Genomic DNA, 23,856 nt, shown 5'->3' on the forward strand with positions numbered 1-23,856 from the left:
TTTAATGTTTCTTTGATAATGGAAACTTTGCTGCAACCAACCCGGCGCGCGCGCCCGGCGGCACATGGATAGCGCCATACCATAGCGGAAAACGGCGCAGGGTGTAAGCCTGTCGGCGACGCACTGCGCGTTTTTCAGCCGGCGGCTCAGCGCGGCGTGAAGCGATAGCGCGTTACCGACTCCCAGCGCTCGCCCGGCTGCAGCCAGCATGACGGCTGGGGCCATTCAGGATGGTTCGGCGAATCGGGTAAAAATTCGCTCTCCAGCGCAATGCCCTGAAAAGCAGTATAGCTTTCCTGTTCGCGCGCGCGCGTTCCCGCCAGGTAGTTGCCGGTATAGAACTGCAGCGCGGGCGCGGCGGTGGTCACGGTCAGCTGCAGTTCGCCATCGGCGGACCAGAGATGCGCGGCAGGCTGGCTGGCGTCGCCGGCGCTGTTAAGCAGAAAGGCGTGATCGTATCCTTTCACGGCCTGCTGATCGGCATCGGCGAGAAAATCCTGCGCCACGCTCTTGCCCGCGCGAAAATCGAAGCTGGTGCCCGCCACCGCTTTCAGCGGCGCGTTGGGAATACCGTCGCTGTCCACAGGCAGATACTGTTCGGCCAGCAGTTGTAAGCGATGCTGGCGCGCGTCGCCATGATGCGCATCAAGATTAAAGTAGGCGTGGTTGGTCAGGTTGACCGGGCAGGGGCGATCGACCTCTGCCTGATAGCTGATCGACAGGCAGTTGTCATCGTCCAGCGTATAGCTTACCTGCGCCAGCAGGTTGCCGGGATAGCCCTGGTCACCGTCCGGCGAGTCCAGACGGTAAACCACGCTGTTCTCGCTCTGGCTGACGATCTGCCAGCGGCGCTTGTCAAAGCCCTGCGGTCCGCCGTGCAGCTGGTGCTCGCCCTGGTTCGCCGTCAGCTGAATCCCCTGCTGCACCAGCGTCGCCTTCCTGATGCGGTTGGCGTAGCGCCCAATAGTGGCGCCGAGATAGGCATCCTGATGCAGATAGTCGGACGGCGTGGCGCAGCCGAGCAGCGCTTCGCGCACGCTGCCGTCACGCATCGGCACGCGCGCCGACAGCCAGGTGGCACCCCAGTCCATAAAGGTCGCGACCATGCCGCTGGCGTTGCGCAGCACGGTAATACGCCACGGCTGACCGTCTGGCGCGTGTGAATTGACGTCGCTTAGCATTGGCCGGCTCCTTCTGAAGCGGTGCAGACGTAAAAAGTCTCTTTGATGCCGGTTTTCGCCTCGTACTGTTCCGCTACGGCCGCCTTCACGCTATCGACCAGATCGAACGGCATCAGCGCCACCACGCAGCCGCCGAAGCCGCCGCCGGTCATACGCACGCCGCCGCGCTCGCCAATCTCCGCCTTAACAATCTCAACCAGGGTGTCGATAGGTGGAACGGTAATTTCGAAGTCGTCGCGCATCGAGGCGTGTGATTCCGCCATCAGCTCGCCCATGCGTTTCAGATCGCCTCTGCTCAGCGCGTCGGCGGCTTCCAGCGTACGGGCGTTCTCTGTCAGCACGTGACGCACCCGCTTCGCGACCTGCGGATCCAGCTCATGCTCCACCGCTTTGAACTGATTGATATCCACGTCGCGCAGCGCCGGCTGGGCGAAGAAGCGCGCGCCGGTTTCGCACTGCTCGCGGCGCGTGTTGTACTCGCTGCCTACCAGATTGCGACGGAAGTTAGAGTTGATGATCACCACCGCGATATCTTTCGGCATTGAGACCGGACGAGTGCCGAGGGTGCGGCAGTCGAGCAGCATGGCGTGATCTTTCTTGCCCAGCGCGGAGATCAGCTGGTCCATAATGCCGCAGTTGCAGCCGACGAACTGGTTCTCCGCCTCCTGACCGTTAACGGCGATAGCCGCGCCGTCAAGCTTCAGGTGATAGAGCTGCTGGAATACGGTGCCGACCGCCACTTCCAGCGACGCCGACGAGCTGAGGCCTGCGCCCTGAGGTACGTTGCCGGCGATCACCATATCGACGCCGCCAAAGCTGGCGTCGCGCTTCTGCAGGTGTTTCACCACGCCGCGCACGTAGTTGGCCCACATCGGCTCTTTTACGCTGAGGATCGGCGCGTCGAGCGAGAAGCTGTCCTGCTGATTATCGTAATCCACCGCCACGACGCGCACCTGACGATCGTCGCGCTTCGCGCAGGCGATAACGGTCTGATAGTCGATGGCGCACGGCAGCACAAAGCCGTCGTTGTAGTCAGTATGTTCGCCAATCAGGTTTACGCGGCCCGGTGCCTGAATGGTGTGGGTCGGCGCATAGCCGAAGGTATCGGTGAAAATCTGCTGCGTGGTGGTTTTCAACATTATTGTGCCTCGCGGAAATGAATATCGCTTACGGCGCGCAGGCGTTCCGCCGCCTGTTCCGCCGTTAAATCGCGTTGGGTTTCAGCCAGCATTTCGTAGCCGACCATAAATTTGCGAACCGTTGCCGAGCGCAGCAGCGGCGGGTAGAAGTGCGCGTGCAGCTGCCAGTGATCGTTCTCTTCGCCGTTGAACGGCGCGCCGTGCCAGCCCATGGAGTAGGGGAAAGAGCACTGGAAAAGGTTGTCGTAGCGGCTGGTGAGCTGCTTGAGCGCCTTCGCCAGATCCACGCTCTGTTCCGGCGAGAGGTCGTTGAGGCGTTTGATATGGGCTTTCGGCAGCAGCAGCGTTTCGAATGGCCAGGCCGCCCACCAGGGCACCACCGCCAGCCAGTGTTCGGTCTCAACCACGGTACGGCTGCCGTCGGCTTGTTCGCGCGCGGCGTAGTCCACCAGCATCGGCGAACGGTGCGCGGCGTAGTAGGCACGCTGATGCGTATCTTCGCGCTGCGCTTCGTTAGGCAGGAAGCTGTTGGCCCATACCTGGCCGTGCGGATGGGGGTTAGAGCAGCCCATCGCCGCGCCTTTGTTTTCAAAAACCTGTACCCAGGGATAGTGCTGGCCGAGATCGGCGGTCTGCGCCTGCCAGGTTTTTACCACCTCTTCCAGCGCGGGCAGCGACATCTCCGGCAGGGTTTTGCTGTGGTCGGGCGAGAAGCAGATAACCCGGCTGGTGCCGCGCGCGCTCTCGCAGCGCATCAGCAGGTCGCTGCTCTCCGGCGCTTCCGGCGTATCGGTCATCAGCGCGGCAAAATCGTTGGTGAAAACGTAAGTGCCTTTATAGTCAGGGTTTTTATCGCCGGTGACGCGCGTATTGCCCGCGCAGAGGAAGCAGTCGGGATCGTGCGCCGGCAGCTTCTCTTGCGAAGGGGTTTCCTGCGCGCCCTGCCAGGGACGTTTGGCACGATGGGGCGAAACGAGGATCCACTGATCGATCAGCGGATTGTAACGGCGATGCGGATGATCGACCGGGTTAAATTTTTCCATGTTGAGTCCTGGTTAACGTCAAAAAGCCAGACAGGCAGGGTTAAAAAGTAGCACATCAGCGCCCGGTAAAGCGTGATCAAGTCTGGATAAATGGAATCGTTTACACAAGCTGAAAATTCTTATTCAAAGCGTTTTGCTGGTGGATAAACAGGAGAAAAGCGCGGAGCAATGGTAGCGGTTACATCACTTGCGCGGGGGGAACAGGCAAACGCCGCCAGGCGGCGTCGCGGGGGTTAAGCCAGGCGCTCCTGCTGACAGGTGTAGCCTTCGGTGGCAGGCACAAAGCTGAGTCGATGGGTAATGCAGCGCGGCGCGTCTTCGGCGTGGTGCGAAACGAACAGCAGCTGGGTGCGGCCCTCGCCGATAAGAATATCGACGAAGCGGCGCACCAGCTGGCGATTAATGGGATCCAGCCCCTGCAGCGGTTCGTCGAGGATCAGTAGCGCCGGATGCTTCACCAGCGCGCGGGCGATCAGCACCAGGCGCTGCTGGCCCCAGGAGAGGCTATGGAACGGCGCGTCCGCCAGCGCGTTATCCATACCGAGCAGCGCCAGCCACTGCCGCGCCAGCGCCTTCTGCCGCTCCGACGCGGCCTGATAGAGGCCGATGGAGTCGAAGAAGCCGGAGAGGATCACGGTGCGTACGTTGACGCTGACGCGATACTCCAGGTGCAGGCTGCTGCTGACGTAGCCGATATGCTGTTTAATATCCCAGATGGTTTCGCCGCTGCCGCGTTTGATGCCGAATAGCCAGAGATCGTTGCTGTAGCCCTGCGGGTGATCGCCGGTCACCAGGCTCAGCAGCGTCGATTTTCCGGCGCCGTTCGGTCCGACAATCTGCCAGTGTTCACCGGCGTTGACCTGCCAGCTCAGCCCGTTAATGATCGCCTTATCGTTGTAGCGAACCACGCCGTTGCGCAGGATAACGCGCGGCGTATCCTCTGCCAGCGGCGGAAGCCGATCGAGATGATCCGGCTCCGGCAGGGCCATGCCCTCCAGCCGTTCGCTGTGCGCCAGCTGCGCCACCAGCGCTTCTGCGAGGATCGCCTCGCGCGCGCCGACGTGGGTCAGGGTACACTCCGCCAGCACGCCGACCTGCTGAACAAAACCGGGAATGTCGTCAAAGCGATTGAGCACCAGCACCAGCGCGACATCGGGCTGCTGCAGGTTCGCCAGCGTCTCCGTCAGGCTGGCGCGCGAGGCAACGTCCAGGCCGTCGAAGGGCTCATCGAGGATCAGCAGATCGGGCTGTTTCATCAGCGCCTGGCAGAGCAGCACCTTGCGCGTCTCGCCGGTTGAGAGATATTTAAAGCGCCGGTCGAGCAGGTAGTCAATGGCGAACCGCTCCGCCAGCGCCTGCGCACGCGCCTCGTCCTGAACGTCATCCTGAATAATCTCCAGCGCGGTGCGGCCGGTATCGGTTTCGCCTTCGCTCAGCAGATCGGTGTTGTTGCGTTCCCATTCGTCGGCGACCAGCTTTTGCAGCTGTTCCAGCGACAGGCGCGTTGGGCGTGCGAACTGGCTGGTGAAGTCGCCTTTTTCCGGCGTCAGCTCGCCCGCCAGCGCGCGCGCCAGCGATGACTTGCCGCTGCCGTTGGCGCCGACGAAGGCCCAGCTCTGACCGCCCGCCAGGCGGAGATCGTTCAGGTTAAGTAATCGGGTGTCGCTAAGACGAAACGTGCCTTGCGAAATTTGCAATAATGCCATGTTGTGTCCCATTTTATGCACTGTAATACCGGGTTGTACCCAGTGCCGCCAGGGAAGTCAAATCATGGCGCGCAGGTCAGAGCAGCGTAGCGATAATCGCGTGTTCGGCATTAAAACTCGCCGTGACGCGCGCGCCCGGCTGCAGATCCTGCTGCTGCACCTGTTGGTTCGTGAGCGTGGCGCAGAGCGTTTCGCCGCTCGGCAGGGTCATCAGCACTTCGCTCATCTGCTCGCCGGGTTCAATCTGGCTTACCTGCGCGCTCAGCTGATTATCCCCCTGAGAGGCTTCACGGCTGATCTGAATCCACGGCGCTTTGATCAGCACCAGCACCTCTTTGCCCGCCTCAAGCTGCAGGCGCGCCACGCTGCGCTCGGTCAGCGCCACCTTTAGCTGGGTGACGCCGTCGGCCAGCTGAACCTGAAGATGCTGTACCACATGCTGCTGGTCATGGGCCACGACCGTGCCGAACAGCTGGTTGCGCGCGCTGGTCTGTAGAGAGAAACGTGCGATGGTCGCCAGCAGGCTGTCGAGCGGCACCGCGTCGTTTTGCAGCGCGTCAAACGCCTTTTGCTGAATCTGTTCCAGCAGCTGAAACAGCTGGATAAGCCGTTCGCCGTAGCGCGTCAGCCGCGCGCCGCCGCCGCCTTTGCCGCCGGTGGCGCGCTCCACCAGCACGTCGTCAGCCAGCTGGTTCATCTCGTTGATCGCATCCCAGGCGCTTTTGTAGCTAATGCCCGCCAGCTTTGCGCCCTGGCTGATAGAGCCGGTTTCGCGGATGCGCTTGAGTAACATCATGCGGCGCGGATCGGCGAACAGCTTCTGCTGCAGCCGGATGGACAGGGATAGTTCAGCCTGCATAGTGGCGTCTCCAGAACGGGTAAATGCAACGATCATAGCGGGGAGCGGCGCAAAAAGTAAAAGCACGAAAAGGGCAGTGCGTTTTTTTCCTCAGACGTTACAATCACTTTTTTGCTTTGCTGAGTGAGACTTCCATGCTGGAACTGTTAAAAAGCCTTGCTGTGGCGGTGATTATGGTGCCGGTGGTGATGGCAATTATGCTGGGCCTGATTTATGGTCTGGGCGAGGTGTTCAACGTCATCTCGAAATTTGGCCGCCGCGAACACGCTTCACGCTCTACCCGTTAATTCCCCGACGCCCGCCTGAGCGGGCGTTTTTTATTGTGCCTGCTCAACCTTCTTCTTTTCCTGCCGATAATTTTTTCACGCTGTTCTGGCGCGCGTTGTATCATCACTTACACAACGCATAACTGGAGAACACCATGTCATTCCGATCCTGTTGCTGGGGCCTTACCGCCGCGCTGAGCGTCACGCTGGCCGGTCAGGCGGTTGCTGCTGAAAAAATTACCGTCTTCGCCGCCGCGTCGCTGACTAACGCGCTGCAGGAGATTGCGACGCAGTATAAAAAGAAAACCGGCGTGGAGGTGGTCTCGTCGTTCGCCTCCTCTTCTACCCTGGCGCGCCAGATTGAGCAGGGCGCACCCGCCGATCTCTTTATCTCAGCGGACCAGCAGTGGATGGATGACGCCGTGGCGAAAAAGAGCATGGAGGAGACCACGCGCGTGACCCTGCTCGGCAACGAGCTGGTGCTGGTGGCGCCGCGCAGCGCCGGCGTGCAGTCGGTGACGCTGAATCAGCAGACCGACTGGCAAAGCCTGCTGAAAGGCGAGCGGCTGGCGGTCGGCGATCCAGACCATGTGCCTGCCGGCATCTACGCGCAGGAAGCGCTGCAGAAGCTGGGCGCCTGGGAGCAGCTCTCGCCGTCGCTGGCGCGCGCCAATAATGTGCGCGCCGCGCTGGCGCTGGTTGAGCGCAATGAGACGCCCTACGGCATCGTCTATGGTTCGGACGCGGTGGCCAGCGAGAAAGTTCAGGTGGTCGGCACGTTCCCGGCTGACAGCCATAAGCCGGTGGAATACCCGATGGCAATGGTAAAAGGGCATAGCAACGCCGCGGTAAAGGCGTTTTATGACTATCTGAAAGGGCCGCAGGCGGCCGCGGTATTCAAACAGTACGGATTCTCCCCAAAAGCATGATACTCAGCGATCCCGAATGGCAGGCAGTGGTGCTTAGCCTGAAAGTCTCCAGCATCGCGGTGCTGTTCAGCCTGCCGTTTGGCATCCTTACGGCCTGGATTCTGGTGCGCTGCCAGTTTCCAGGCAAATCGCTGCTCGACAGCATTATTCATCTGCCGCTGGTCTTGCCGCCGGTGGTGGTGGGCTATCTGCTGCTGATAGGCCTGGGCCGGCGCGGCGTGATTGGCCAGTATCTCTATGACTGGTTCGGCTTTAGCTTCGCCTTTAGCTGGCGCGGCGCGGCGCTCGCCTCGGCGGTGATCGCCTTTCCGCTGATGGTGCGCGCCATCCGGCTGGCGCTGGAGGCGGTGGATCTGCGGCTGGAGCAGGCGGCGCGTACCCTCGGCGCCGGGCGCTGGCGCGTGTTCTTCACCATCACGCTGCCGCTGACCCTGCCCGGCATTATCGTCGGCACCGTGCTGGCCTTTGCCCGCTCGCTGGGTGAGTTCGGCGCTACCATTACCTTTGTCTCTAATATTCCACAGGAGACGCGCACGCTGCCGCTGGCGATGTTTACCCTGATTGAAACCCCCGGCGCTGAGGGGGCGGCGGCGCGGCTCTGCGTTATCGCCATCGCGCTGGCGCTGCTGTCGCTGCTGATTTCAGAATGGCTGGCGCGCTGGGGCCGTAAAAGGATGGGTGCCTGATGCTGACGCTGAATTTTTCACAGCGGCTGGGGGATCACCAGCTCGATATCGACGCGCAGATCCCGGCGAAGGGGATTACTGCGCTATTTGGCGTCTCCGGCGCCGGCAAGACCTCATTGATTAACGCCATCAGCGGTCTGACGCAGCCGCAGCGCGGCACGATTGCGCTGAACGGCCGCGTGCTGCTCGACGTAGAAAAGGGCGTAATGCTGCCGCCGGAAAAACGCCGCGTCGGTTATGTATTTCAGGATGCACGGCTCTTTCCACACTATCGCGTGCGCGGCAATCTGCACTACGGCATGTCGCCCGCGATGAAAGGGCAGTTCGATGCGCTGGTGGCGCTGCTGGGGCTGGAAACGCTGCTGGATCGCTTTCCCCTGTCGCTGTCGGGCGGTGAAAAGCAGCGCGTCGCCATTGGCCGCGCGCTGCTGAGCGCGCCCGATATTCTGCTGATGGACGAGCCGCTCGCCTCGCTCGATCTGCCGCGCAAGCGCGAGCTGATGCCCTATCTGCAGAAGCTGGCGAAGCAGGTCGATATTCCGGTGCTCTACGTTACCCACAGCCTGGATGAAATTTTACAGCTGGCGGAGAACGTGCTGGTGCTTGATCGCGGCGGCGTTAAGGCTTTCGGCCCGCTGGAGAAGGTCTGGAGCAGCAGCGCGATGCGGCCTTGGCTGCCGGTAAGCGAGCTGACCAGCGTGCTGCGCGTGCAGGTGCTGGAGCATCATCCCGACTATCCCATGAGCGCGCTGTCGCTTGGCAACCAGCATATCTGGGTAAGCCGGGTTAACTATCCGGTAAAAACGGTGCTGCGCATCCGCATCGCCTCGGCGGACGTCTCGCTGGCGCTGCAGCAGCCGCAGCACAGTTCAATACGCAATATACTGCCGGCGCAGGTGGTGGAGCTGCTTGAGGTGGGCGATCAGGTCGAGGTTCGCTTGCGCATCGGCGTCAGCGAACTCTGGGCGCGCATTTCGCCCTGGGCGCGAGATGAGCTGGGCATTCGGCCGGATCAGTGGCTCTATGCCCAGATAAAAAGCGTGTCGGTCGCCGCCTGACTAGAGCAGCTGCTGCTCGATCACCGCGGCGATGCCCGGCTCAAGGTTGGTGCCGATCACCTGCTTCGCACGCGCCTTGATCGCCTCGTCGGCATTGCCCATCGCCACGCCCAGCCCGACCGCTTCCAGCATGCTGAGATCGTTGTAGTTGTCGCCGAAGGCAATAACGTCCTGCATGGTCAGGCCCAGTGAGGCGACCCACTCCGCCAGCCGCTTGCCTTTGCTGTTGCCGCGCTGTGCAATATCCACCTGATCGTGCCACGACCATTCGCACGCCAGTCCCAGCTCCGCTTCCACGTGCGTCGCGAACTGCTGCAGTTCGGCGGTGTTTTCATGGGAAAGCGCGAACTTCCAGATCGCCTGTGCGTCGCGCGCCGCCTGCGCCAGGTTCGGCACCTGAACAAACAGCGGACGCTGATGCGGCGGCAGTGATTCAGCCCATTTCAGGGTGCGCGTTACGTGGCCGGTTGGCGTCTGATAGAGCATCGCATCGTCGACGTAGAGCAGGCCGTGAATCTGGTGCGCATCCAGCATCTCAATGACGCGCAGCGCCTGATCCTTATCCAGCGGATCGGCAGTCAGCACCTTTTTTGCCTGATAATCATACAAATAGGTGCCGTTGCAGCAGATTGCGGGTGTATCAAGCTCCAGCGCCTGATAAAAAGGGTGGATGGCGCAGTGGTGACGGCCGGTCACGATAGCCACTTTTACGCCAGCCTGGCGAGCGCGCTTCAGCGCCTCGATTGACTGGGGCAGGATGGTTTTTGCGGGCGTCAGCAGTGTGCCGTCAAGATCGAGGGCGATTACGCGATAGCTCATGGCTTATTCCGTCTGAAGGATTAAAGAGGCATCGAGTCTACACCCGGGCGCGGGCCTGAGACAAAAAGCAGGGCACAAATGATTCCGGCGCACCGTGGCAAAACAGGCTACAGTGAGCCACAGACATAAACTGACAGGCTGCGAACAAGGAGAATGCATGAAACAAGTCGTTTATACCGCCAGTCCCGAGAGCCAGCAGATCCACGCGTGGCGGTTAGATGAAGAGGGCGCGCTTTCGCTGTTGCAGGTAACTGACGTTTCCGGCCAGGTTCAGCCGATGATGGTCAGCCCGAAAAAAGATTTTCTCTACGTCGGCGTGCGCCCGAACTTCCGCGTGCTGGCGTTCCGCATTGCCGCTGACGGCACCCTGAGCGAGGCGGGCGAAGCGCCGCTGCCGGGCAGTCCGACCCATATTTCCACCGATCGCACCGGCAGCTACCTGTTTTGCGGCTCCTATAACGACGCCTGCGTCAGCGTCAGCCCGATTGGCGCAGATGGCCTGCCGCAGGCGCCGACGCAGGTGATCCGCGAGCTGGACGGCTGCCACTCCGCCAATATCGACAACGTCAATCAGACGCTGTTCGTCCCGGCGCTGAAGCAGGATCGCATCTGCCTCTATTCGCTGAGCGCTGACGGCACGCTGGCGCCGCGCACGCAGGCGCAGGTCACCACGGTAGAGGGCGCGGGCCCGCGCCATATGGCGTTTCATCCCAACGGCAACTACGCCTACTGCGTCAACGAGCTCGACAGCACCGTCGACGTCTGGGCGCTGAGCAACGCGCGCGGGGAAGTTGAGCGCGTGCAGTCGCTGGACATGATGCCGCCTGGCTTTAACGAAACGCGCTGGGCGGCGGATATCCATCTGACGCCCAATGGCCGCTTCCTTTACGCCTGCGATCGCACCAGCAGCACCATTACGGTGTTCAGCGTCAGCGAAGATGGCGGCTTGCTTTCTATCGAGGGCTATCAGCCGACCGAAACCCAGCCGCGCGGCTTTAATATCGATAACAGCGGGCGCTATCTGGTGGCGGCAGGCCAGAAATCGCACCATATCGAAGTGTACCGCATCAGCGAGCCACAAGGGTTGCTGACTCCGCTGGCGCGCTACGCGGTAGGCCAGGGCCCGATGTGGGTGGTGATCCACCAGCTCGACTAAGCAGATAACTCAGGTGCAGCGGGGTCGCGGCCCCGCGCGCCTTTAGCTAAATGGCAGGAGGCCGCGGCAGGATCAATATCGACCCCTTCAGGCTGTGACAGGATAGGCGGATTGTTTTTTTCGGAGTCAGGAACGATGAAGAAGAAAAACCGCACGCCCACCCCGCACGACGCTGCGTTCCGGCAGTTTCTCGCCCAGCCGGAAATCGCCCGCGATTTTATGTTAATCCACCTTCCGCCTGAACTGCGCGCCGTCTGCGATCTCAGCACGCTAAAGCTGGAGTCCGGCTCGTTTATTGAGGACGATCTGCGACACTATATCAGCGACGTGCTCTATAGCCTGAAAACCACCGCCGGCGATGACAGCTATGTTTATGTGCTGATTGAGCACCAGTCCACGCCGGATAAACATATGGCATTCAGGCTGCTGCGCTATGCGGTAGCCGCTATGCAGCGCCATCTCGATGCCGGTCATAAAAAATTGCCGCTGGTGATACCGGTGCTGTTCTACGTGGGCAAGCGCCGCCCCTATCCCTGGTCAACCTGCTGGCTGGATGAGTTCAGCGATCCGGCGCTGGCGGCGGGGCTCTACGGCAGCGCGTTTCCGCTGGTAGACGTCACCGTGATACCTGATGAAGAGATTGCCGGTCATCGCACGATGGCCGCGCTGACGCTGCTGCAAAAGCATATTCATCAACGCGACTTAATCGAGATTCTGGACAAGCTGGCGTCCATCCTTCTGGCCGGCTATCTCTCTTCATCGCAGTTAATATCGCTGATACACTACATTCTTCAGGCTGGCGAAACCTCAGACGCCAAAGCTTTTGTTCGCGAGCTGGCACAGCGGATGCCGCAGCAGGAGGAGGAATTGATGACTATTGCAGAACAGCTTGAACAGAAAGGTATCGAAAAAGGGATGGAAAAAGGGATGGAAAAAGGCATCCAGCTTGGCCGTCAGGCGGGCCGCAACGAGGGCAAGCTTGAAGTCGCGCGACGCCTGCTGGAGATGGGCATGGCCAGCGAGTCGGTCCAGCAAGCGACCGGCCTGAGCGAGGCGGAGCTGGCGCAAATCCGTCACTAATCGCTGGCGTAGCGGCGCCGCTTATCGCGCGCCGCCTTCAAATCCGTTACGAATAGTTCACCGTAATGCTGGCGCTCGCCAGCGCATGGAAGTGCACGTTAAAGCCGACCATGGCACCGCTCGCCTCGGCGTCTACCTCAATCGTCTCTACATCCAGCGCATGCACGGTAAAAATATAGCGATGGCTTTCGCCCTGCGGCGGCGCTGCGCCGCCGTAGCCCGCTTTGCCGAAATCGGTGCGCGTCTGCAGCGCCCCCTGCGGCAGCATCGCCTGGCCGGAACCGGCGCCTTGCTCCAGCAGCTGGGTGCTGGCGGGAATATTTACCACCACCCAGTGCCACCAGCCGGAACCGGTCGGCGCATCGGGATCGAAACAGGTCACAACGAAACTTTTGGTGCCTTCCGGCGCATCGTCCCACGCCAGGTGCGGAGAGATGTTATCTCCCTGGTAGCCCATGCCGTTAAACACCTGGCGCTCCGGCATTTTGTCGCCGTCGTTAAAGTCATTGCTGAAAACGCGCATCTTCTCTCCTCGGTTGTCATGAACCTTCAGTATGAACGCTTTCCATCTTAGCGAAAAACAGAGGCGGTTCCAGCAGTTAGCGACGTTTACGCGCTGAAATGCGCCTCCTGCGTCAGCGCCTCGGCAATCGCCTGGGTGAGCTGGCGCAGCGCCTGCGGCGTGATGATATAGGGCGGCATCAGATAGATCAGGCGGCCAAAGGGACGGATCCAGACGCCGCGCTCGACGAAAAAGCGCTGCAGCGCGGCCATATTCACCGGACGACGCGTCTCAACAACGCCAGTCGCCCCCAGCACGCGCACATCCGCCACCTGCGGCGCAGCGCGCAGCGGCATCAGCTCGTCGCGCAGCTGCTGCTCAATGCGCGCCACCTGCTGCGGCCAGTGGCCTTCGTTAAGCAGCGCGAGGCTCTCTGCGGCGACGGCGCACGCCAGCGGATTGCCCATAAAGGTCGGCCCGTGCATAAAACAGCCCGCCGGGCTGTCGCTGATAGCCTCGGCGACGCGGCGCGTGGTCAGGGTCGCTGCCAGCGTCATCATGCCGCCGGTCAGCGCCTTGCCGACGCAGAGAATATCGGGCGTCACCTCTGCATGTTCGCAGGCGAAAAGTTTGCCGCTGCGGCCGAAGCCGGTGGCGATTTCGTCGGCGATCAGCAGCACATCATAGCGATCGCAGCAGGCGCGCACCCGCTGCAGATAGCGCGGATGATAGAAGCGCATTCCTCCCGCGCCCTGCACGATGGGCTCAAGGATCACCGCGGCAAGCTGCGCATGGTGCTGCTCAATCAGGCGGACAAAGTCATCCGCGTCGCGCTCGTCCCAGGGATCGTCAAAGCGGCACTGCGGCGCGGCGGCGAAGTGGTGCATCGGCAGATAGCCGCGCCACAGGCTGTGCATCGAGTTATCGGGATCGCACACCGACATCGCCGCAAAGGTGTCGCCGTGGTAGCCGCGCTGCAGCGTAAGAAACTGCTGGCGCGTTTCGCCGCGGCCCAGCCAGTACTGCATCGCCATCTTCATCGCCACTTCCACCGCGACCGAACCAGAATCGGCGAGAAATACGCACTCCAGCGCGGCGGGCGTCATCGCCACCAGCTGGCGGCAGAGTTTCACCGCCGCAGGATGCGTAATGCCGCCGAACATCACATGCGACATCTGCGCCATCTGATCCTGCATCGCCTTGTTCAGGCGCGGGTGGTTATAGCCGTGGATCGCCGCCCACCAGGAGGACATGCCGTCCACCAGCTCGCGGCCGTCAGCCAGCTGCAGTTGCGTGCCCTGCGCTGCAACCACCGGGTAGCAGGGCAAGGGATCGCGCATTGAGGTATAGGGATGCCAGATGTGCTGGCGGTCAAATTCGGCGTCCTGAGAGGTGAACATGGTAGTTGTAAACCAAAATAAAAAGATTTAGTTTACAAGTATAACCACGTTAACTGTCGGGATGACACCCTTTTTTTGGAGTAGGCAATGGCACAACACTGGACTCTGGCGCAGGCGCAGGCGCTGTTTGATAAACCTTTTCTTGAGCTGATGTTTGAGGCGCAGCAGGTGCACCGCCAGCATTTCGACCCGCGTCAGGTTCAGGTCAGCACGCTGCTGTCGATTAAAACCGGCGCCTGCCCGGAAGACTGCAAATATTGTCCGCAGAGCGCCCGCTATAAAACCGGCCTTGAGTCCGAGCGGCTGATGGAGGTGCAGGAGGTGCTGGCGTCGGCGCGCAAAGCAAAAGCGGCGGGATCGAGCCGCTTCTGCATGGGCGCGGCGTGGAAAAACCCTAACGACCGCGACATGCCCTATCTGGAGCAGATGGTGCAGGGCGTAAAAGCGCTGGGAATGGAAACCTGCATGACGCTTGGCACGCTAAGCGACAGTCAGGCGCAGCGGCTGGCGGGCGCCGGGCTCGATTTTTATAACCACAATCTCGACACCTCGCCGGAATTTTACGGCAGCATCATCACCACGCGCAGCTATCAGGAGCGGCTGGATACGCTCGGCAAAGTGCGCGACGCCGGGATCAAAGTCTGCTCGGGCGGCATCGTCGGGCTGGGTGAGACCGTAAGCGACCGCGCCGGACTGCTGGTGCAGCTGGCGAACCTGCCGACGCCGCCGGAGAGCGTGCCCATTAATATGCTGGTAAAGGTCAAAGGCACGCCGCTGGCGGACAATGACGACGTCGAGCCGTTCGACTTTATTCGCACCATCGCCGTGGCGCGCATCATGATGCCGACCTCGCACGTACGCCTCTCAGCGGGCCGCGAGCAGATGAACGAGCAGACCCAGGCGATGTGCTTTATGGCGGGTGCCAACTCTATTTTCTACGGCTGCAAGCTGCTCACCACGCCGAACCCGGAAGAGGATAAAGACCTGCTGCTGTTCCGCAAGCTGGGCCTTAACCCGGAACATACCCACACCGCACACGGCGATAACGAACAGCAGCAGCAGCTGAGCGAGCAGCTGTTCCACGCCGACACAGAACAGTTCTATAACGCGGCGCTGTAATGAGCTTCTCCACGCGTATGGCGCAGGCGCTGGCGATGCGCCGCGCCGCTGATGGCTGGCGGCAGCGCCGTCTGGTAGCGCGCAACGATACCCGCACGCTGCAGGTTGAGGGCAACCTGTATCGCCACTTCTCCAGCAACGACTATCTCGGCCTGAGCCAGCATCCGGCGGTGATCGCCGGCTGGCGTCAGGGGGCGCCGGGGGCTGGCGCGTCGAGCCACGTCACCGGCTACAGCGAACGCCACCGCGAACTGGAGGCGCAGCTCGCCGACTGGCTCGGCTATTCGCGCGCGCTGCTGTTTATCTCCGGCTTCGCCGCCAATCAGGCGATTGTGCATCTGCTGGCGCAGAAACAGGACCGCATTATCGCCGACAGGCTGGCGCACGCCTCGCTGCTTGATGCGGCGGGCCATACGCCTGCGACGCTGCGCCGCTTTCACCATAACGATGTCGCAAGCCTGACGCAGCGGCTGGCGTCGCCGTGCGACGGCGAAACCCTGGTGATTACCGAGGGGATCTTTAGCATGGACGGCGACAGCGCGCCGCTGGCGGAGATCGCCGCCGCTGCCCGCCGCGCCGACGGCTGGCTGCTGGTGGATGACGCCCACGGCGTCGGCGTGGTGGGCGAGCAGGGGCGCGGCAGCTGCTGGCGGCAGGGTGTTAAGCCGGAGCTGCTGGTGGTCACCTTTGGCAAGGCCTTCGGCGTCAGCGGCGCGGCGCTGTTGTGCGATGACGCCACCGCCGACTATTTTCTGCAGTTCTCCCGTCACCTTATCTACTCCACGGCGATGCCGCCCGCTCAGGCGAGTGCGCTGCTGGCGGCGCTGGGCGAGGTGCAGCGCGGCGACGCCCTGCGTCAGCGGCTCAGCGACAATATTCAGCGCTTTCGCCGCGGCGCGGCGGGCTTGCCCTGGTCGCTGATGCCGTCCGACAGCGCGATACAGCCGCTGATCGTCGGCGACAACGGCGCCGCGCTGGCGCTGTCGCAGCGGCTGGCGCAGGCGGGCTGCTGGGTCAGCGCCATTCGCCCCCCGACCGTGCCGCCCGGCACCGCGCGGCTGCGCATTACCCTGACCGCTGCCCATCGGGCAGAGGATATCGACGCACTGCTGGAGGCGCTGCATGACGCTGCGGGTGAATAAAGAGGCGGTAGCGCGCGCGTTTGGCCGCGCGGCGGGCCATTACGAACAGCACGCCGAGCTGCAGCGCCGCTGCGGCGACGCCCTGCTGGCGCTGGCACCGCCCCTGGTCAAGGGCGATCTGCTCGACGCGGGCTGCGGCACCGGCTGGTACAGCCGCCTGTGGCAACAGCGCGGGCAGCGCGTCGTGGCGCTCGATCTCTCGCCGCAGATGCTGCGGCAGGCGCGCAGCCTCGACGCGGCGAGCAGCTATCTGGCGGGCGATATCGACGCCTTGCCGCTGGCGAGCCAGAGCGTCGATTGCGTCTGGAGTAATCTGGCGGTGCAGTGGAGCAGCGATTTGCGCACCGCGCTGCAGCAGTTCGCTCGCGTGCTGCGTCCCGACGGCGTCATGCTCTTCTCAACGCTGCTGGCCGGTTCGCTGCAGGAGGTGCACGACGCCTGGCGCCCGCTGGGCGTCGGCGAGCACGCCAATCGCTTTTTAACTGAAGATCGGGTGCGCGCGGCAGGTGCCGGTCTCAATCTCTGCTTTATCCGTCAGACGCAGGTGATGCATTTTCCCAGCGCGCTGAGCGCGATGCGATCGCTGAAGGGCATCGGCGCCACGCATCTGCACCAGGGCCGGGACGGCGCGCCGCTGACGCGGCAGCGGCTGGCGCGGCTCGAAGCGCTGTGGCCGCGCGATGCGCAGGGCTACCGTCTGACCTATCAACTGCTTTTTGGAGTCACGCAACGATGAAATGGTTTATTACCGGTACCGACACCGAGGTCGGCAAAACCGTCGCCAGCGGCGCGCTGCTGCAGGCGGCGAGCGCGGCGGGCTACCGCACCGCCGGCTATAAGCCGGTAGCGTCCGGCTGCGACGTCACGCCAGAGGGGGCGCGCAACAGCGACGCGCTGGCACTGCAGCGCTACAGCAGCCTGGCGCTGCGCTATGAGCAGGTCAATCCGCTGGCATTTATCGAGCCGACAGCGCCCCATATCGTCAGCGCGGAAGAGGGCAGGCCTATCGCCTTTGACACGCTCTCAAGCGGGCTGCGCGCGCTGGAGGCGCAGGCGGAGTGGGTGCTGGTCGAGGGGGCAGGCGGCTGGTATACGCCGCTGTCAGAGACGCAAACCTACGCCGACTGGGTTGCGCAGGAGCAGCTGCCGGTCATTCTGGTGGTCGGGGTCAAACTGGGCTGCATTAATCACGCCATGCTCACCGCCGATGCGGTGCAGGCGCGCGGCCTGCGGCTGGCGGGCTGGATCGCCAACGATATCGAACCGCCGGGCAAGCGGCATCAGGCCTATATGGCGACGCTGAAACAGCGTATTCCCGCCCCGTTTCTCGGCGAAATCCCCTGGCTGCCCGACGCGGCGGCGCAGGCGGACTGCGGCCGCTTCGTAACGCTGCCCCGCTAGCGTTCAGCTCACCGTCAGCCACTTGTTGACGGTGAGATCGTCCAGCTGCGCCACGCGCCCCTGCGCGACGTTGCGGCCGCGGTGCAGCAGCAGAAAGTAGTCGGCGACGCGGCGGATCAGCGAGACGCGTTGCTCCAGCAGCAGCACGGTCAGGCCGTAATCCAGATTCAGGCGGCGGATCAGATTGCCCATCTCCTCTTCCAGCCAGGGCGACATGCCGTCGGTGGGCTCGTCAAGAATCAGCAGTCTGGGACGCAGCACCAGCGCACGCGCCAGCGCCAGCTGCTGCTGCTGGTCAACCGGCAATTCGCCGCTGCGCTGCTGTCGCAGCGAATAGAGCGCCGGAAACAGGTCGAACACCATCTCGGGGATCACGTGTGGTTTTTCGCTCTGACCGCTGCCCGCCAGCAGGGCGATCAGCAGATTATCCTCCACGCTCATCTGCGAGAAGATATGGCGTCCCTGCGGCACATAGCCGATGCCCATGCGCGCGCGCTGCTCGGCCGGCTGTAGCAGCAGATCGCGCGGCGGAAAGCCATCCTCCTGCCAGGTCATCGAGCCGCTGTTAACTGGCAGGCGACCCATAATGCAGTTTACCAGCGTGGTTTTCCCCATGCCCGAACGCCCCAGCACGCCGGTGCAGGTGCCGGGCGGCAGGTCGAGATCCACATCCCACAGAATATGGTTCTGCCCATAAAACTGATTCACCGAACGTAAACTCAGCATCTGACTCTCCTCTTGCAGATTTTGCCTGAATGCTTCCGCTCTTTGACGTCTGGCAAACAAGTCTTCAACGGTGGCGCTATCGCGAATGTCGCCTTGCCTTACTTCCCTCAACTCTCCCGATAAACATTGCAATTACCGGGCCAGAATCGTCCTGAGGCAGTTAAAGCTTCAGCGGGGCACAATTAGCCGGGAAAAGATGAAAAATGCTTAACAATTGCTTCAGGTAATCAGGGTGCTGCACTTTCACGGTGCTGATGCGTTAACGTTTCTGGTGCAACAGGGCTGTGACAAGGCAGCCTGTTGAATTTAGCTGGTCTTAAAGTGGGTCGTGGCTGATTGAAAATTCAGCGCCAGGCTGAAAAAGCATAGCTAACCGCCACGTTTTCGGCGGGAATTTAAGCGGAAAAAATTTTTTTTCACGCGGGCGGCTTAACAACAAAAAATTATGCACAGCCGATGGCGAAAGGGCTGCCTTTAGTTATCCACCATTCCTGTGGATAACCTTGTGCATTAGACAGTGAAAACAGAGCGCAAGCGAGGAAATACGCGGCCTGGTTACATAATGCTGAGAAACTGGGCTTTTGGATTATTTATATATAAAACAGATAGTTAATAAAAAACAAGCCTGAGAATTCTCCGCTGCGTATTACGGCTGAAATTTAATGACGGTCTCTTGACAAATGTTATAAATCCGCTCCGGCTGGGGATAACCTTGCGCAACGGCAAAAATGTTGTCGCACTGTTACAGCGAAAGAGACGCAGCGCGGCGCCAGCCTGCTAATGTGCCGCGTTACTGGTGATTTATCCAGTATTATTTTCTGGCAAAATCGCCACGGCAGAGTAAAATGACTCGGCTAGCCGCCGCATTCTTCAGCAGGAACCGCATCTCATGAGTAAAGTCTTTAAACTAAATTCCGCCTTTCAGCCCTCCGGCGACCAGCCAGAGGCGATTCGTCGCCTCAAAGAGGGGCTGGAGGATGGTCTTGCCCATCAGACGCTGCTCGGCGTAACCGGCTCCGGCAAGACCTTTACCGTCGCCAACGTTATTGCCGATCTCAACCGGCCGGCGATGGTGCTGGCACCCAACAAAACCCTGGCGGCGCAGCTCTATGGTGAGATGAAAGAGTTCTTCCCCGATAACGCGGTGGAGTTCTTCGTCTCCTACTACGACTACTACCAGCCTGAAGCCTATGTGCCGAGCTCCGACACCTTTATCGAAAAAGACGCCTCGGTAAACGAACATATTGAGCAGATGCGTCTGTCGGCGACCAAGGCGCTGCTGGAGCGTCGCGACGTGATCGTGGTGGCGTCAGTTTCCGCTATTTACGGCCTCGGCGATCCCGATCTCTATCTGAAAATGATGCTGCACCTGACGCGCGGCATGATTATCGATCAGCGCAGCATTCTGCGCCGTCTGGCGGAGCTGCAGTATGCGCGCAACGACCAGGCGTTTCAGCGCGGCACCTTCCGCGTGCGCGGCGAGGTGATCGATATCTTCCCGGCGGAGTCGGAAGATACCGCGCTGCGCGTCGAGCTGTTCGATGAAGAGGTCGAGCGGCTGTCGCTGTTCGATCCGCTTACCGGACAGATTCTCTCCACCGTGCCGCGCTTTACGATCTATCCCAAAACGCACTACGTTACGCCGCGCGAACGTATCCTGCAGGCGATGGAAGATATTAAAGTTGAACTGGCGGATCGCCGTCGGGTGCTGCTGGAGAACAATAAGCTGCTGGAAGAGCAGCGCCTGACGCAGCGCACCCAGTTCGATCTGGAGATGATGAACGAGCTTGGCTACTGCTCGGGCATCGAAAACTACTCGCGCTACCTCTCCGGGCGCGGGCCGGGCCAGCCGCCGCCGACCCTGTTCGACTATCTGCCCGCGGACGGGCTGCTGATCGTCGATGAATCGCACGTTACCATTCCGCAAATCGGCGGCATGTATAAAGGCGACCGCGCGCGTAAAGAGACGCTGGTGGAGTATGGCTTCCGCCTGCCTTCCGCGCTCGATAACCGCCCGATGAAGTTCGAAGAGTTTGAGGCGCTGGCGCCGCAGACTATCTACGTCTCGGCGACGCCGGGCAACTACGAGCTGGAGAAGTCGGGCGGCGAGGTGATCGATCAGGTGGTGCGTCCTACCGGCCTGCTCGATCCGCTGCTGGAGGTGCGTCCGGTGGCGACTCAGGTGGACGATCTGCTGTCGGAGATCCGCAAGCGCGTTACCCTCAACGAGCGCGTGCTGGTGACGACGCTGACCAAGCGTATGGCGGAAGATCTTACCGAATACCTTGAAGAGCACGGCGAGAAGGTGCGCTATCTGCACTCAGATATCGATACCGTCGAGCGTATGGAGATCATCCGCGATCTGCGTCTCGGCGAGTTCGACGTGCTGGTGGGGATCAACCTGCTGCGCGAAGGGCTGGATATGCCGGAAGTGTCGCTGGTGGCGATCCTCGATGCGGACAAAGAGGGCTTCCTGCGTTCAGAACGCTCTCTGATCCAGACCATCGGACGCGCCGCACGTAACGTTAACGGCAAGGCGATCCTCTACGCCGACAAGATCACTAACTCCATGGCGCGCGCCATTGAAGAGACTGAACGCCGTCGCGAGAAGCAGCAGAAGTACAACGAGGAAAGAGGCATTGTGCCGCAGGGGCTCAACAAGAAGATCACCGATATCCTCGAGCTGGGTCAGAACGTCATCAAGACGCGCGGCAAAGCCAAAGCCAGCAGCCGCGGTGCCGCCGAGGCGGATGCCAGCTATCTGGCGCTGACGCCCCAGGCGCTGCAGAAGAAGATCCACGAGCTGGAGACGCAGATGCAGCAGCATGCGCAAAACCTGGAGTTCGAAGAGGCGGCGAACGTGCGCGACAAGCTGCATCAGCTGCGCGAACTCTTTATCGCCGCCTCGTAGCGGCTTAGCTAAATCGCTGGATGGCGTGTTCCAGCGCCACGCGCAGCAGCTGGCGGTCGTGACGATAGGGGATATCGGCGGCCTCCAGCGGCTCGCGGACGATCAGGCGATCTTCCACGCCGGCGGTATCGGCGGCCGGGCTGACCACCACCGCGTCAATGACCCGCTTGCCGATATATTTCTCCATCATTGCCAGCTTATCCGCCACCGTCAGGCTGGCGGCGGCAGGACTCAGCTCGCGCCCCAGGTTGCCGATAAACACCATGGTGGCGGGCGTACGGCGCAGCGCGCGCGCCATCTCCTCCATCAGCAGGCTCGGCATCAGGCTGGTATAAAAGCTGCCCGGTCCGATCAGAATCAGATCCGCTTCGGCGATCGCCTCCAGCGCTTCGCGCGTCGGCGTGACGTTCGGGTGCAGCATAAGCTCCTGCGGCGGCTGTTGCATGGCGTCAATGTCGGTTTCGCCGTAAACCATATTGCCTTCGCTGTCTAACGCCACCAGGTCGACCGGCTGCTCCGACATCGGGATAAGAAAGGCGTCAACCTTGAGCAGGTTGCGAATAATATTGATCGCCTCCAGCGGCCTGACGCTAAGGTGGTCCAGCGCTTTCAGCATCAGGTTGCCCAGGTTATGCCCGGACAGCTCGCCGTTGCCGGTAAAGCGATACTCAAACATCGCCGAGGCGACGCTCGGCTCGGTGATGAGCTGATTGATGCAGTTGCGCATGTCGCCCCAGGCGATACCGCCTTCTGAACGGCGAATGCGCCCGGTAGAGCCGCCGTTATCGGTGGTGGTGACAATGCCGGTCAGGCGCGAGCCCAGCGGCGACAGGGCGGACATCACGCGTCCCAGCCCGTGTCCGCCGCCCAGCGCCACCACGCGATCGAGGTCTGACAAAGTTCGGTTCATATTTCCTCTTTACACCCGCTGCCGACTAACCGTAACGGCATCTTTTTTAGCGGGCCATATTAACGCTACTGCCGCGAAAATGCGGCGAAAAAACGTTGTATATCAATATATACAGCGAAATTAGTGGATGGCAGAGCAGCCAAATTCGCGCTACCATTTGCCAACCATGTCGTCCATGTGGGCGACATACACTCAAAGCCTGTACGCCTAAGTCAAATGATAGGGGGTGCAGGCCGCAGCCGACGCGCTGCCAGGGTGCAGAAAGAAATGCCTGCATCTCCCGTATTTGGAAAAGGTGTTCTGGTGTCACAATTTACTGATGCATTTGCACGTCGGTTTTATTACCTGCGTCTCTCGGTGACGGATGTCTGTAACTTCCGCTGCACCTACTGCCTGCCCGACGGCTACAAGCCGCAGGGCGTGCGCAACAAAAGCTTTCTTTCACTCGATGAAATTCGACGCGTTACGCGCGCTTTCGCCGCGGCCGGCACCGAAAAGGTGCGTCTGACCGGCGGCGAGCCGTCGTTGCGTCGCGATTTTACCGATATTATCGCCGCCGTGCGGGAAAACCGCGCCATTCGTCAGATCGCCGTTACCACCAACGGCTATCGGCTGGCGCGTGACGTCGCCGCCTGGCGCGATGCCGGGCTGACGGCGCTGAACGTCAGCGTAGACAGTCTCGACGCGCGCCAGTTCCACGCCATTACCGGACAGGATAAGTTCCATCAGGTGATGGCGGGCATCGACGCCGCCTTCGACGCGGGTTTCCAGCAGGTCAAAGTCAACAGCGTGCTGATGCGCGACCTCAACAGCCGCAGTCTGCAAACCTTTCTCGACTGGATCCGCACGCGCCCGATTCAGCTGCGGTTTATCGAGCTGATGGAGACAGGCGAGGGCGGCGCGCTGTTCCGCCAGCAGCACGTCTCTGGCGCGGTGATCCGCGACCAGCTGGTGGCGCAGGGCTGGCAGCGCCGCGAACGCGGCCGCAGCGACGGTCCGGCTCAGGTCTTTTATCACCCTGACTACGTTGGCGAGATCGGCCTGATTATGCCCTATTCGCGTGATTTCTGCGCCAGCTGCAACCGTCTGCGCGTCTCGGCGCACGGCAATCTGCACCTTTGCCTGTTTGGCGACAGCGGCGTGCCGCTGCGCGATCTGCTGGTTTCTGACGCGCAGCAGGGGGAGCTGCAGGCGCGTATCGCGCACAGCCTGGGCGCGAAGAAGCAGACGCACTTCCTGCATCAGGGGAATACCGGCATCACGCAGAACCTTTCCTTTATCGGCGGTTAATCTCAGGAGCGAGCCAATGGGCAAATCTACGGGTGAATTTATTCCGGTCAACCTGGCGGTGCTGACCGTTTCCGATCGACGCGACGCCAGCAGCGACACCTCCGGCGATTATCTGCGCGCTGCCGCGCACGAAGCGGGTCACGTGGTGGTCGATCACGCCATCGTCGCTGAAGATCGCTACCGCATTCGCGCCATCGTGTCGCGCTGGATCGCCAGCCTGGATGTGCAGGTGGTGGTGATCAACGGAGGCACGGGATTTAACGCGAAGAACAATACGCCAGAGGCGATTGAGCCGCTGTTCGATCGCAAAATTGAGGGTTTCGGCGAGCTGTTTCGCATGTTCTCCTGGGAGGATATCGGCGGCTCGACGCTGCAGTCGCGCGCCGTCGCCGGTATGGCTAACGGCACGCTGATTTTCGCCGTGCCGGGCTCCACCAGCGCCTGCGAGAGCGCCTGGGAGCGCATTATCGCCGACCAGATCGACGCCCGCACCGGCCCCTGTAATTTCGTTTCACACCTAAAGAAGCTGTAAG

Annotated in this window: 23 protein-coding genes and 1 riboswitch; of the genes, 13 read left to right on the top strand and 10 right to left on the bottom strand. The window is 61.4% G+C overall.

Going from position 1 to position 23,856, the window contains the following annotated elements; translation table 11 throughout:
• Nucleotides 1-146 precede the first annotated feature (146 nt).
• From galM to modE, 5 genes are all read right to left on the bottom strand, one after another.
• On the bottom strand, nucleotides 147-1,181 hold the full coding sequence (gene galM, locus MHZ97_RS01505; protein ID WP_239312727.1) for a galactose-1-epimerase: 1,035 nt from the start codon (nucleotides 1,179-1,181) through the stop codon (nucleotides 147-149).
• Entirely contained in the window at nucleotides 1,175-2,323 is a 1,149-nt protein-coding gene (gene galK, locus MHZ97_RS01510) for a galactokinase (RefSeq protein ID WP_103794933.1), read from the bottom strand. The genes galM and galK overlap by 7 nt, the downstream gene beginning before the upstream one ends.
• Nucleotides 2,320-3,363, bottom strand: coding sequence for a galactose-1-phosphate uridylyltransferase (galT, locus tag MHZ97_RS01515; protein WP_239312725.1), 1,044 nt, complete (start codon nucleotides 3,361-3,363; stop codon nucleotides 2,320-2,322). The genes galK and galT overlap by 4 nt, the downstream gene beginning before the upstream one ends.
• A 233-nt stretch (nucleotides 3,364-3,596) precedes the next feature.
• Nucleotides 3,597-5,069, bottom strand: a complete 1,473-nt coding sequence (gene modF / locus MHZ97_RS01520; RefSeq protein WP_239312723.1) for a molybdate ABC transporter ATP-binding protein ModF — start codon at nucleotides 5,067-5,069, stop codon at nucleotides 3,597-3,599.
• Nucleotides 5,070-5,145: 76 nt separating this feature from the next.
• Nucleotides 5,146-5,928: a molybdenum-dependent transcriptional regulator gene (gene modE / locus MHZ97_RS01525; RefSeq protein ID WP_239312722.1), complete on the bottom strand. Its 783-nt coding sequence runs from the start codon at nucleotides 5,926-5,928 to the stop codon at nucleotides 5,146-5,148.
• 134 nt (nucleotides 5,929-6,062) lie between these two features.
• Here modE and MHZ97_RS01530 point away from each other — a divergent pair, with 134 nt between their 5' ends.
• The 4 genes from MHZ97_RS01530 to modC all read left to right on the top strand — a co-directional run bounded on the left by MHZ97_RS01530 (nucleotide 6,063) and on the right by modC (nucleotide 8,867).
• Nucleotides 6,063-6,215: an AcrZ family multidrug efflux pump-associated protein gene (locus tag MHZ97_RS01530; protein ID WP_033751635.1), complete on the top strand. Its 153-nt coding sequence runs from the start codon at nucleotides 6,063-6,065 to the stop codon at nucleotides 6,213-6,215.
• Nucleotides 6,216-6,349: 134 nt separating this feature from the next.
• Nucleotides 6,350-7,123 (top strand): molybdate ABC transporter substrate-binding protein, encoded by a 774-nt coding sequence (gene modA, locus MHZ97_RS01535; RefSeq protein ID WP_239312708.1) that lies wholly within the window; start codon nucleotides 6,350-6,352, stop codon nucleotides 7,121-7,123.
• On the top strand, nucleotides 7,120-7,809 hold the full coding sequence (gene modB / locus MHZ97_RS01540; protein WP_103794927.1) for a molybdate ABC transporter permease subunit: 690 nt from the start codon (nucleotides 7,120-7,122) through the stop codon (nucleotides 7,807-7,809). Before modA ends, modB begins: the two co-directional genes overlap by 4 nt.
• Nucleotides 7,809-8,867 carry a molybdenum ABC transporter ATP-binding protein ModC gene (gene modC / locus MHZ97_RS01545; protein WP_239312705.1) on the top strand — a complete coding sequence of 353 codons (1,059 nt, stop codon included), beginning with the start codon at nucleotides 7,809-7,811 and terminating at the stop codon, nucleotides 8,865-8,867. The genes modB and modC overlap by 1 nt, the downstream gene beginning before the upstream one ends.
• Here modC and MHZ97_RS01550 read toward each other — a convergent pair whose 3' ends face one another.
• Nucleotides 8,868-9,686, bottom strand: a complete 819-nt coding sequence (locus tag MHZ97_RS01550; RefSeq protein WP_103794925.1) for a pyridoxal phosphatase — start codon at nucleotides 9,684-9,686, stop codon at nucleotides 8,868-8,870.
• 157 nt (nucleotides 9,687-9,843) lie between these two features.
• Between MHZ97_RS01550 and pgl the strand changes: the two genes are divergently transcribed.
• Both pgl and MHZ97_RS01560 read left to right on the top strand, forming a co-directional pair.
• A complete protein-coding gene (pgl, locus tag MHZ97_RS01555; RefSeq protein ID WP_239312703.1) occupies nucleotides 9,844-10,842 on the top strand; it encodes a 6-phosphogluconolactonase in 999 nt (332 codons plus the stop codon).
• Between the two features lie 135 nt (nucleotides 10,843-10,977).
• Nucleotides 10,978-11,922 carry an Rpn family recombination-promoting nuclease/putative transposase gene (locus MHZ97_RS01560; protein WP_239312700.1) on the top strand — a complete coding sequence of 315 codons (945 nt, stop codon included), beginning with the start codon at nucleotides 10,978-10,980 and terminating at the stop codon, nucleotides 11,920-11,922.
• 46 nt (nucleotides 11,923-11,968) lie between these two features.
• Here the strand turns inward: MHZ97_RS01560 and MHZ97_RS01565 are convergent, their stop codons facing one another.
• Both MHZ97_RS01565 and bioA read right to left on the bottom strand, forming a co-directional pair.
• Complete coding sequence (locus MHZ97_RS01565; RefSeq protein ID WP_103794922.1) at nucleotides 11,969-12,445, bottom strand: kinase inhibitor; 477 nt, start codon at nucleotides 12,443-12,445, stop codon at nucleotides 11,969-11,971.
• 86 nt (nucleotides 12,446-12,531) lie between these two features.
• A complete protein-coding gene (bioA, locus tag MHZ97_RS01570) occupies nucleotides 12,532-13,824 on the bottom strand; it encodes an adenosylmethionine--8-amino-7-oxononanoate transaminase (RefSeq protein ID WP_103794921.1) in 1,293 nt (430 codons plus the stop codon).
• A gap of 87 nt (nucleotides 13,825-13,911) precedes the next feature.
• Between bioA and bioB the strand changes: the two genes are divergently transcribed.
• Genes bioB through bioD form a run of 4 tightly spaced genes read left to right on the top strand, consistent with a single transcriptional unit; the run spans nucleotide 13,912 to nucleotide 17,486 of the window.
• The gene (bioB, locus tag MHZ97_RS01575; RefSeq protein ID WP_103794920.1) at nucleotides 13,912-14,943 is read left to right on the top strand and encodes a biotin synthase BioB; all 1,032 of its coding nucleotides are present in this window, start codon (nucleotides 13,912-13,914) and stop codon (nucleotides 14,941-14,943) included.
• Nucleotides 14,943-16,085, top strand: a complete 1,143-nt coding sequence (bioF, locus tag MHZ97_RS01580) for an 8-amino-7-oxononanoate synthase (protein ID WP_239312697.1) — start codon at nucleotides 14,943-14,945, stop codon at nucleotides 16,083-16,085. Before bioB ends, bioF begins: the two co-directional genes overlap by 1 nt.
• Nucleotides 16,066-16,821: a malonyl-ACP O-methyltransferase BioC gene (gene bioC / locus MHZ97_RS01585; protein ID WP_239312694.1), complete on the top strand. Its 756-nt coding sequence runs from the start codon at nucleotides 16,066-16,068 to the stop codon at nucleotides 16,819-16,821. The genes bioF and bioC overlap by 20 nt, the downstream gene beginning before the upstream one ends.
• Complete coding sequence (gene bioD / locus MHZ97_RS01590) at nucleotides 16,818-17,486, top strand: dethiobiotin synthase (RefSeq protein ID WP_103794917.1); 669 nt, start codon at nucleotides 16,818-16,820, stop codon at nucleotides 17,484-17,486. Before bioC ends, bioD begins: the two co-directional genes overlap by 4 nt.
• Before the next feature lie 3 nt (nucleotides 17,487-17,489).
• Here the strand turns inward: bioD and MHZ97_RS01595 are convergent, their stop codons facing one another.
• A complete protein-coding gene (locus tag MHZ97_RS01595; RefSeq protein ID WP_103794916.1) occupies nucleotides 17,490-18,212 on the bottom strand; it encodes an ABC transporter ATP-binding protein in 723 nt (240 codons plus the stop codon).
• 889 nt (nucleotides 18,213-19,101) lie between these two features.
• Between MHZ97_RS01595 and uvrB the strand changes: the two genes are divergently transcribed.
• Nucleotides 19,102-21,123 carry an excinuclease ABC subunit UvrB gene (gene uvrB, locus MHZ97_RS01600; RefSeq protein WP_224481520.1) on the top strand — a complete coding sequence of 674 codons (2,022 nt, stop codon included), beginning with the start codon at nucleotides 19,102-19,104 and terminating at the stop codon, nucleotides 21,121-21,123.
• 4 nt (nucleotides 21,124-21,127) lie between these two features.
• Here uvrB and yvcK read toward each other — a convergent pair whose 3' ends face one another.
• Nucleotides 21,128-22,033: a uridine diphosphate-N-acetylglucosamine-binding protein YvcK gene (gene yvcK, locus MHZ97_RS01605; protein ID WP_103794914.1), complete on the bottom strand. Its 906-nt coding sequence runs from the start codon at nucleotides 22,031-22,033 to the stop codon at nucleotides 21,128-21,130.
• Between the two features lie 179 nt (nucleotides 22,034-22,212).
• A riboswitch (molybdenum cofactor riboswitch) is annotated at nucleotides 22,213-22,347 on the top strand.
• On the opposite strand from yvcK, the gene moaA reads away from it, so the two are divergent.
• Nucleotides 22,337-23,323 (top strand): GTP 3',8-cyclase MoaA, encoded by a 987-nt coding sequence (moaA, locus tag MHZ97_RS01610; RefSeq protein WP_224481519.1) that lies wholly within the window; start codon nucleotides 22,337-22,339, stop codon nucleotides 23,321-23,323. It overlaps the preceding riboswitch by 11 nt.
• 16 nt (nucleotides 23,324-23,339) lie before the next feature.
• Nucleotides 23,340-23,855, top strand: coding sequence for a molybdenum cofactor biosynthesis protein B (moaB, locus tag MHZ97_RS01615; RefSeq protein WP_103794912.1), 516 nt, complete (start codon nucleotides 23,340-23,342; stop codon nucleotides 23,853-23,855).
• Nucleotide 23,856: the final 1 nt, after the last annotated feature.

The organism is Pantoea sp. ACRSC, assembly GCF_022346785.1.
Classification (GTDB): Bacteria; Pseudomonadota; Gammaproteobacteria; order Enterobacterales; family Enterobacteriaceae; genus Pantoea; species Pantoea alvi.

Bases quoted from the DNA above. Each gene is read 5' to 3' on its own strand.
- galM (WP_239312727.1), bottom strand. From the start codon at position 1,181: ATGCTAAGCGACGTCAATTCACACGCGCCAGACGGTCAGCCGTGGCGT.
- galT (WP_239312725.1), bottom strand. From the start codon at position 3,363: ATGGAAAAATTTAACCCGGTCGATCATCCGCATCGCCGTTACAATCCG.
- modF (WP_239312723.1), bottom strand. From the start codon at position 5,069: ATGGCATTATTGCAAATTTCGCAAGGCACGTTTCGTCTTAGCGACACC.
- modE (WP_239312722.1), bottom strand. From the start codon at position 5,928: ATGCAGGCTGAACTATCCCTGTCCATCCGGCTGCAGCAGAAGCTGTTC.
- MHZ97_RS01530 (WP_033751635.1), top strand. From the start codon at position 6,063: ATGCTGGAACTGTTAAAAAGCCTTGCTGTGGCGGTGATTATGGTGCCG.
- modA (WP_239312708.1), top strand. From the start codon at position 6,350: ATGTCATTCCGATCCTGTTGCTGGGGCCTTACCGCCGCGCTGAGCGTC.
- modB (WP_103794927.1), top strand. From the start codon at position 7,120: ATGATACTCAGCGATCCCGAATGGCAGGCAGTGGTGCTTAGCCTGAAA.
- modC (WP_239312705.1), top strand. From the start codon at position 7,809: ATGCTGACGCTGAATTTTTCACAGCGGCTGGGGGATCACCAGCTCGAT.
- MHZ97_RS01550 (WP_103794925.1), bottom strand. From the start codon at position 9,686: ATGAGCTATCGCGTAATCGCCCTCGATCTTGACGGCACACTGCTGACG.
- pgl (WP_239312703.1), top strand. From the start codon at position 9,844: ATGAAACAAGTCGTTTATACCGCCAGTCCCGAGAGCCAGCAGATCCAC.
- MHZ97_RS01560 (WP_239312700.1), top strand. From the start codon at position 10,978: ATGAAGAAGAAAAACCGCACGCCCACCCCGCACGACGCTGCGTTCCGG.
- MHZ97_RS01565 (WP_103794922.1), bottom strand. From the start codon at position 12,445: ATGCGCGTTTTCAGCAATGACTTTAACGACGGCGACAAAATGCCGGAG.
- bioA (WP_103794921.1), bottom strand. From the start codon at position 13,824: ATGTTCACCTCTCAGGACGCCGAATTTGACCGCCAGCACATCTGGCAT.
- bioB (WP_103794920.1), top strand. From the start codon at position 13,912: ATGGCACAACACTGGACTCTGGCGCAGGCGCAGGCGCTGTTTGATAAA.
- bioF (WP_239312697.1), top strand. From the start codon at position 14,943: ATGAGCTTCTCCACGCGTATGGCGCAGGCGCTGGCGATGCGCCGCGCC.
- bioC (WP_239312694.1), top strand. From the start codon at position 16,066: ATGACGCTGCGGGTGAATAAAGAGGCGGTAGCGCGCGCGTTTGGCCGC.
- bioD (WP_103794917.1), top strand. From the start codon at position 16,818: ATGAAATGGTTTATTACCGGTACCGACACCGAGGTCGGCAAAACCGTC.
- MHZ97_RS01595 (WP_103794916.1), bottom strand. From the start codon at position 18,212: ATGCTGAGTTTACGTTCGGTGAATCAGTTTTATGGGCAGAACCATATT.
- uvrB (WP_224481520.1), top strand. From the start codon at position 19,102: ATGAGTAAAGTCTTTAAACTAAATTCCGCCTTTCAGCCCTCCGGCGAC.
- yvcK (WP_103794914.1), bottom strand. From the start codon at position 22,033: ATGAACCGAACTTTGTCAGACCTCGATCGCGTGGTGGCGCTGGGCGGC.
- moaB (WP_103794912.1), top strand. From the start codon at position 23,340: ATGGGCAAATCTACGGGTGAATTTATTCCGGTCAACCTGGCGGTGCTG.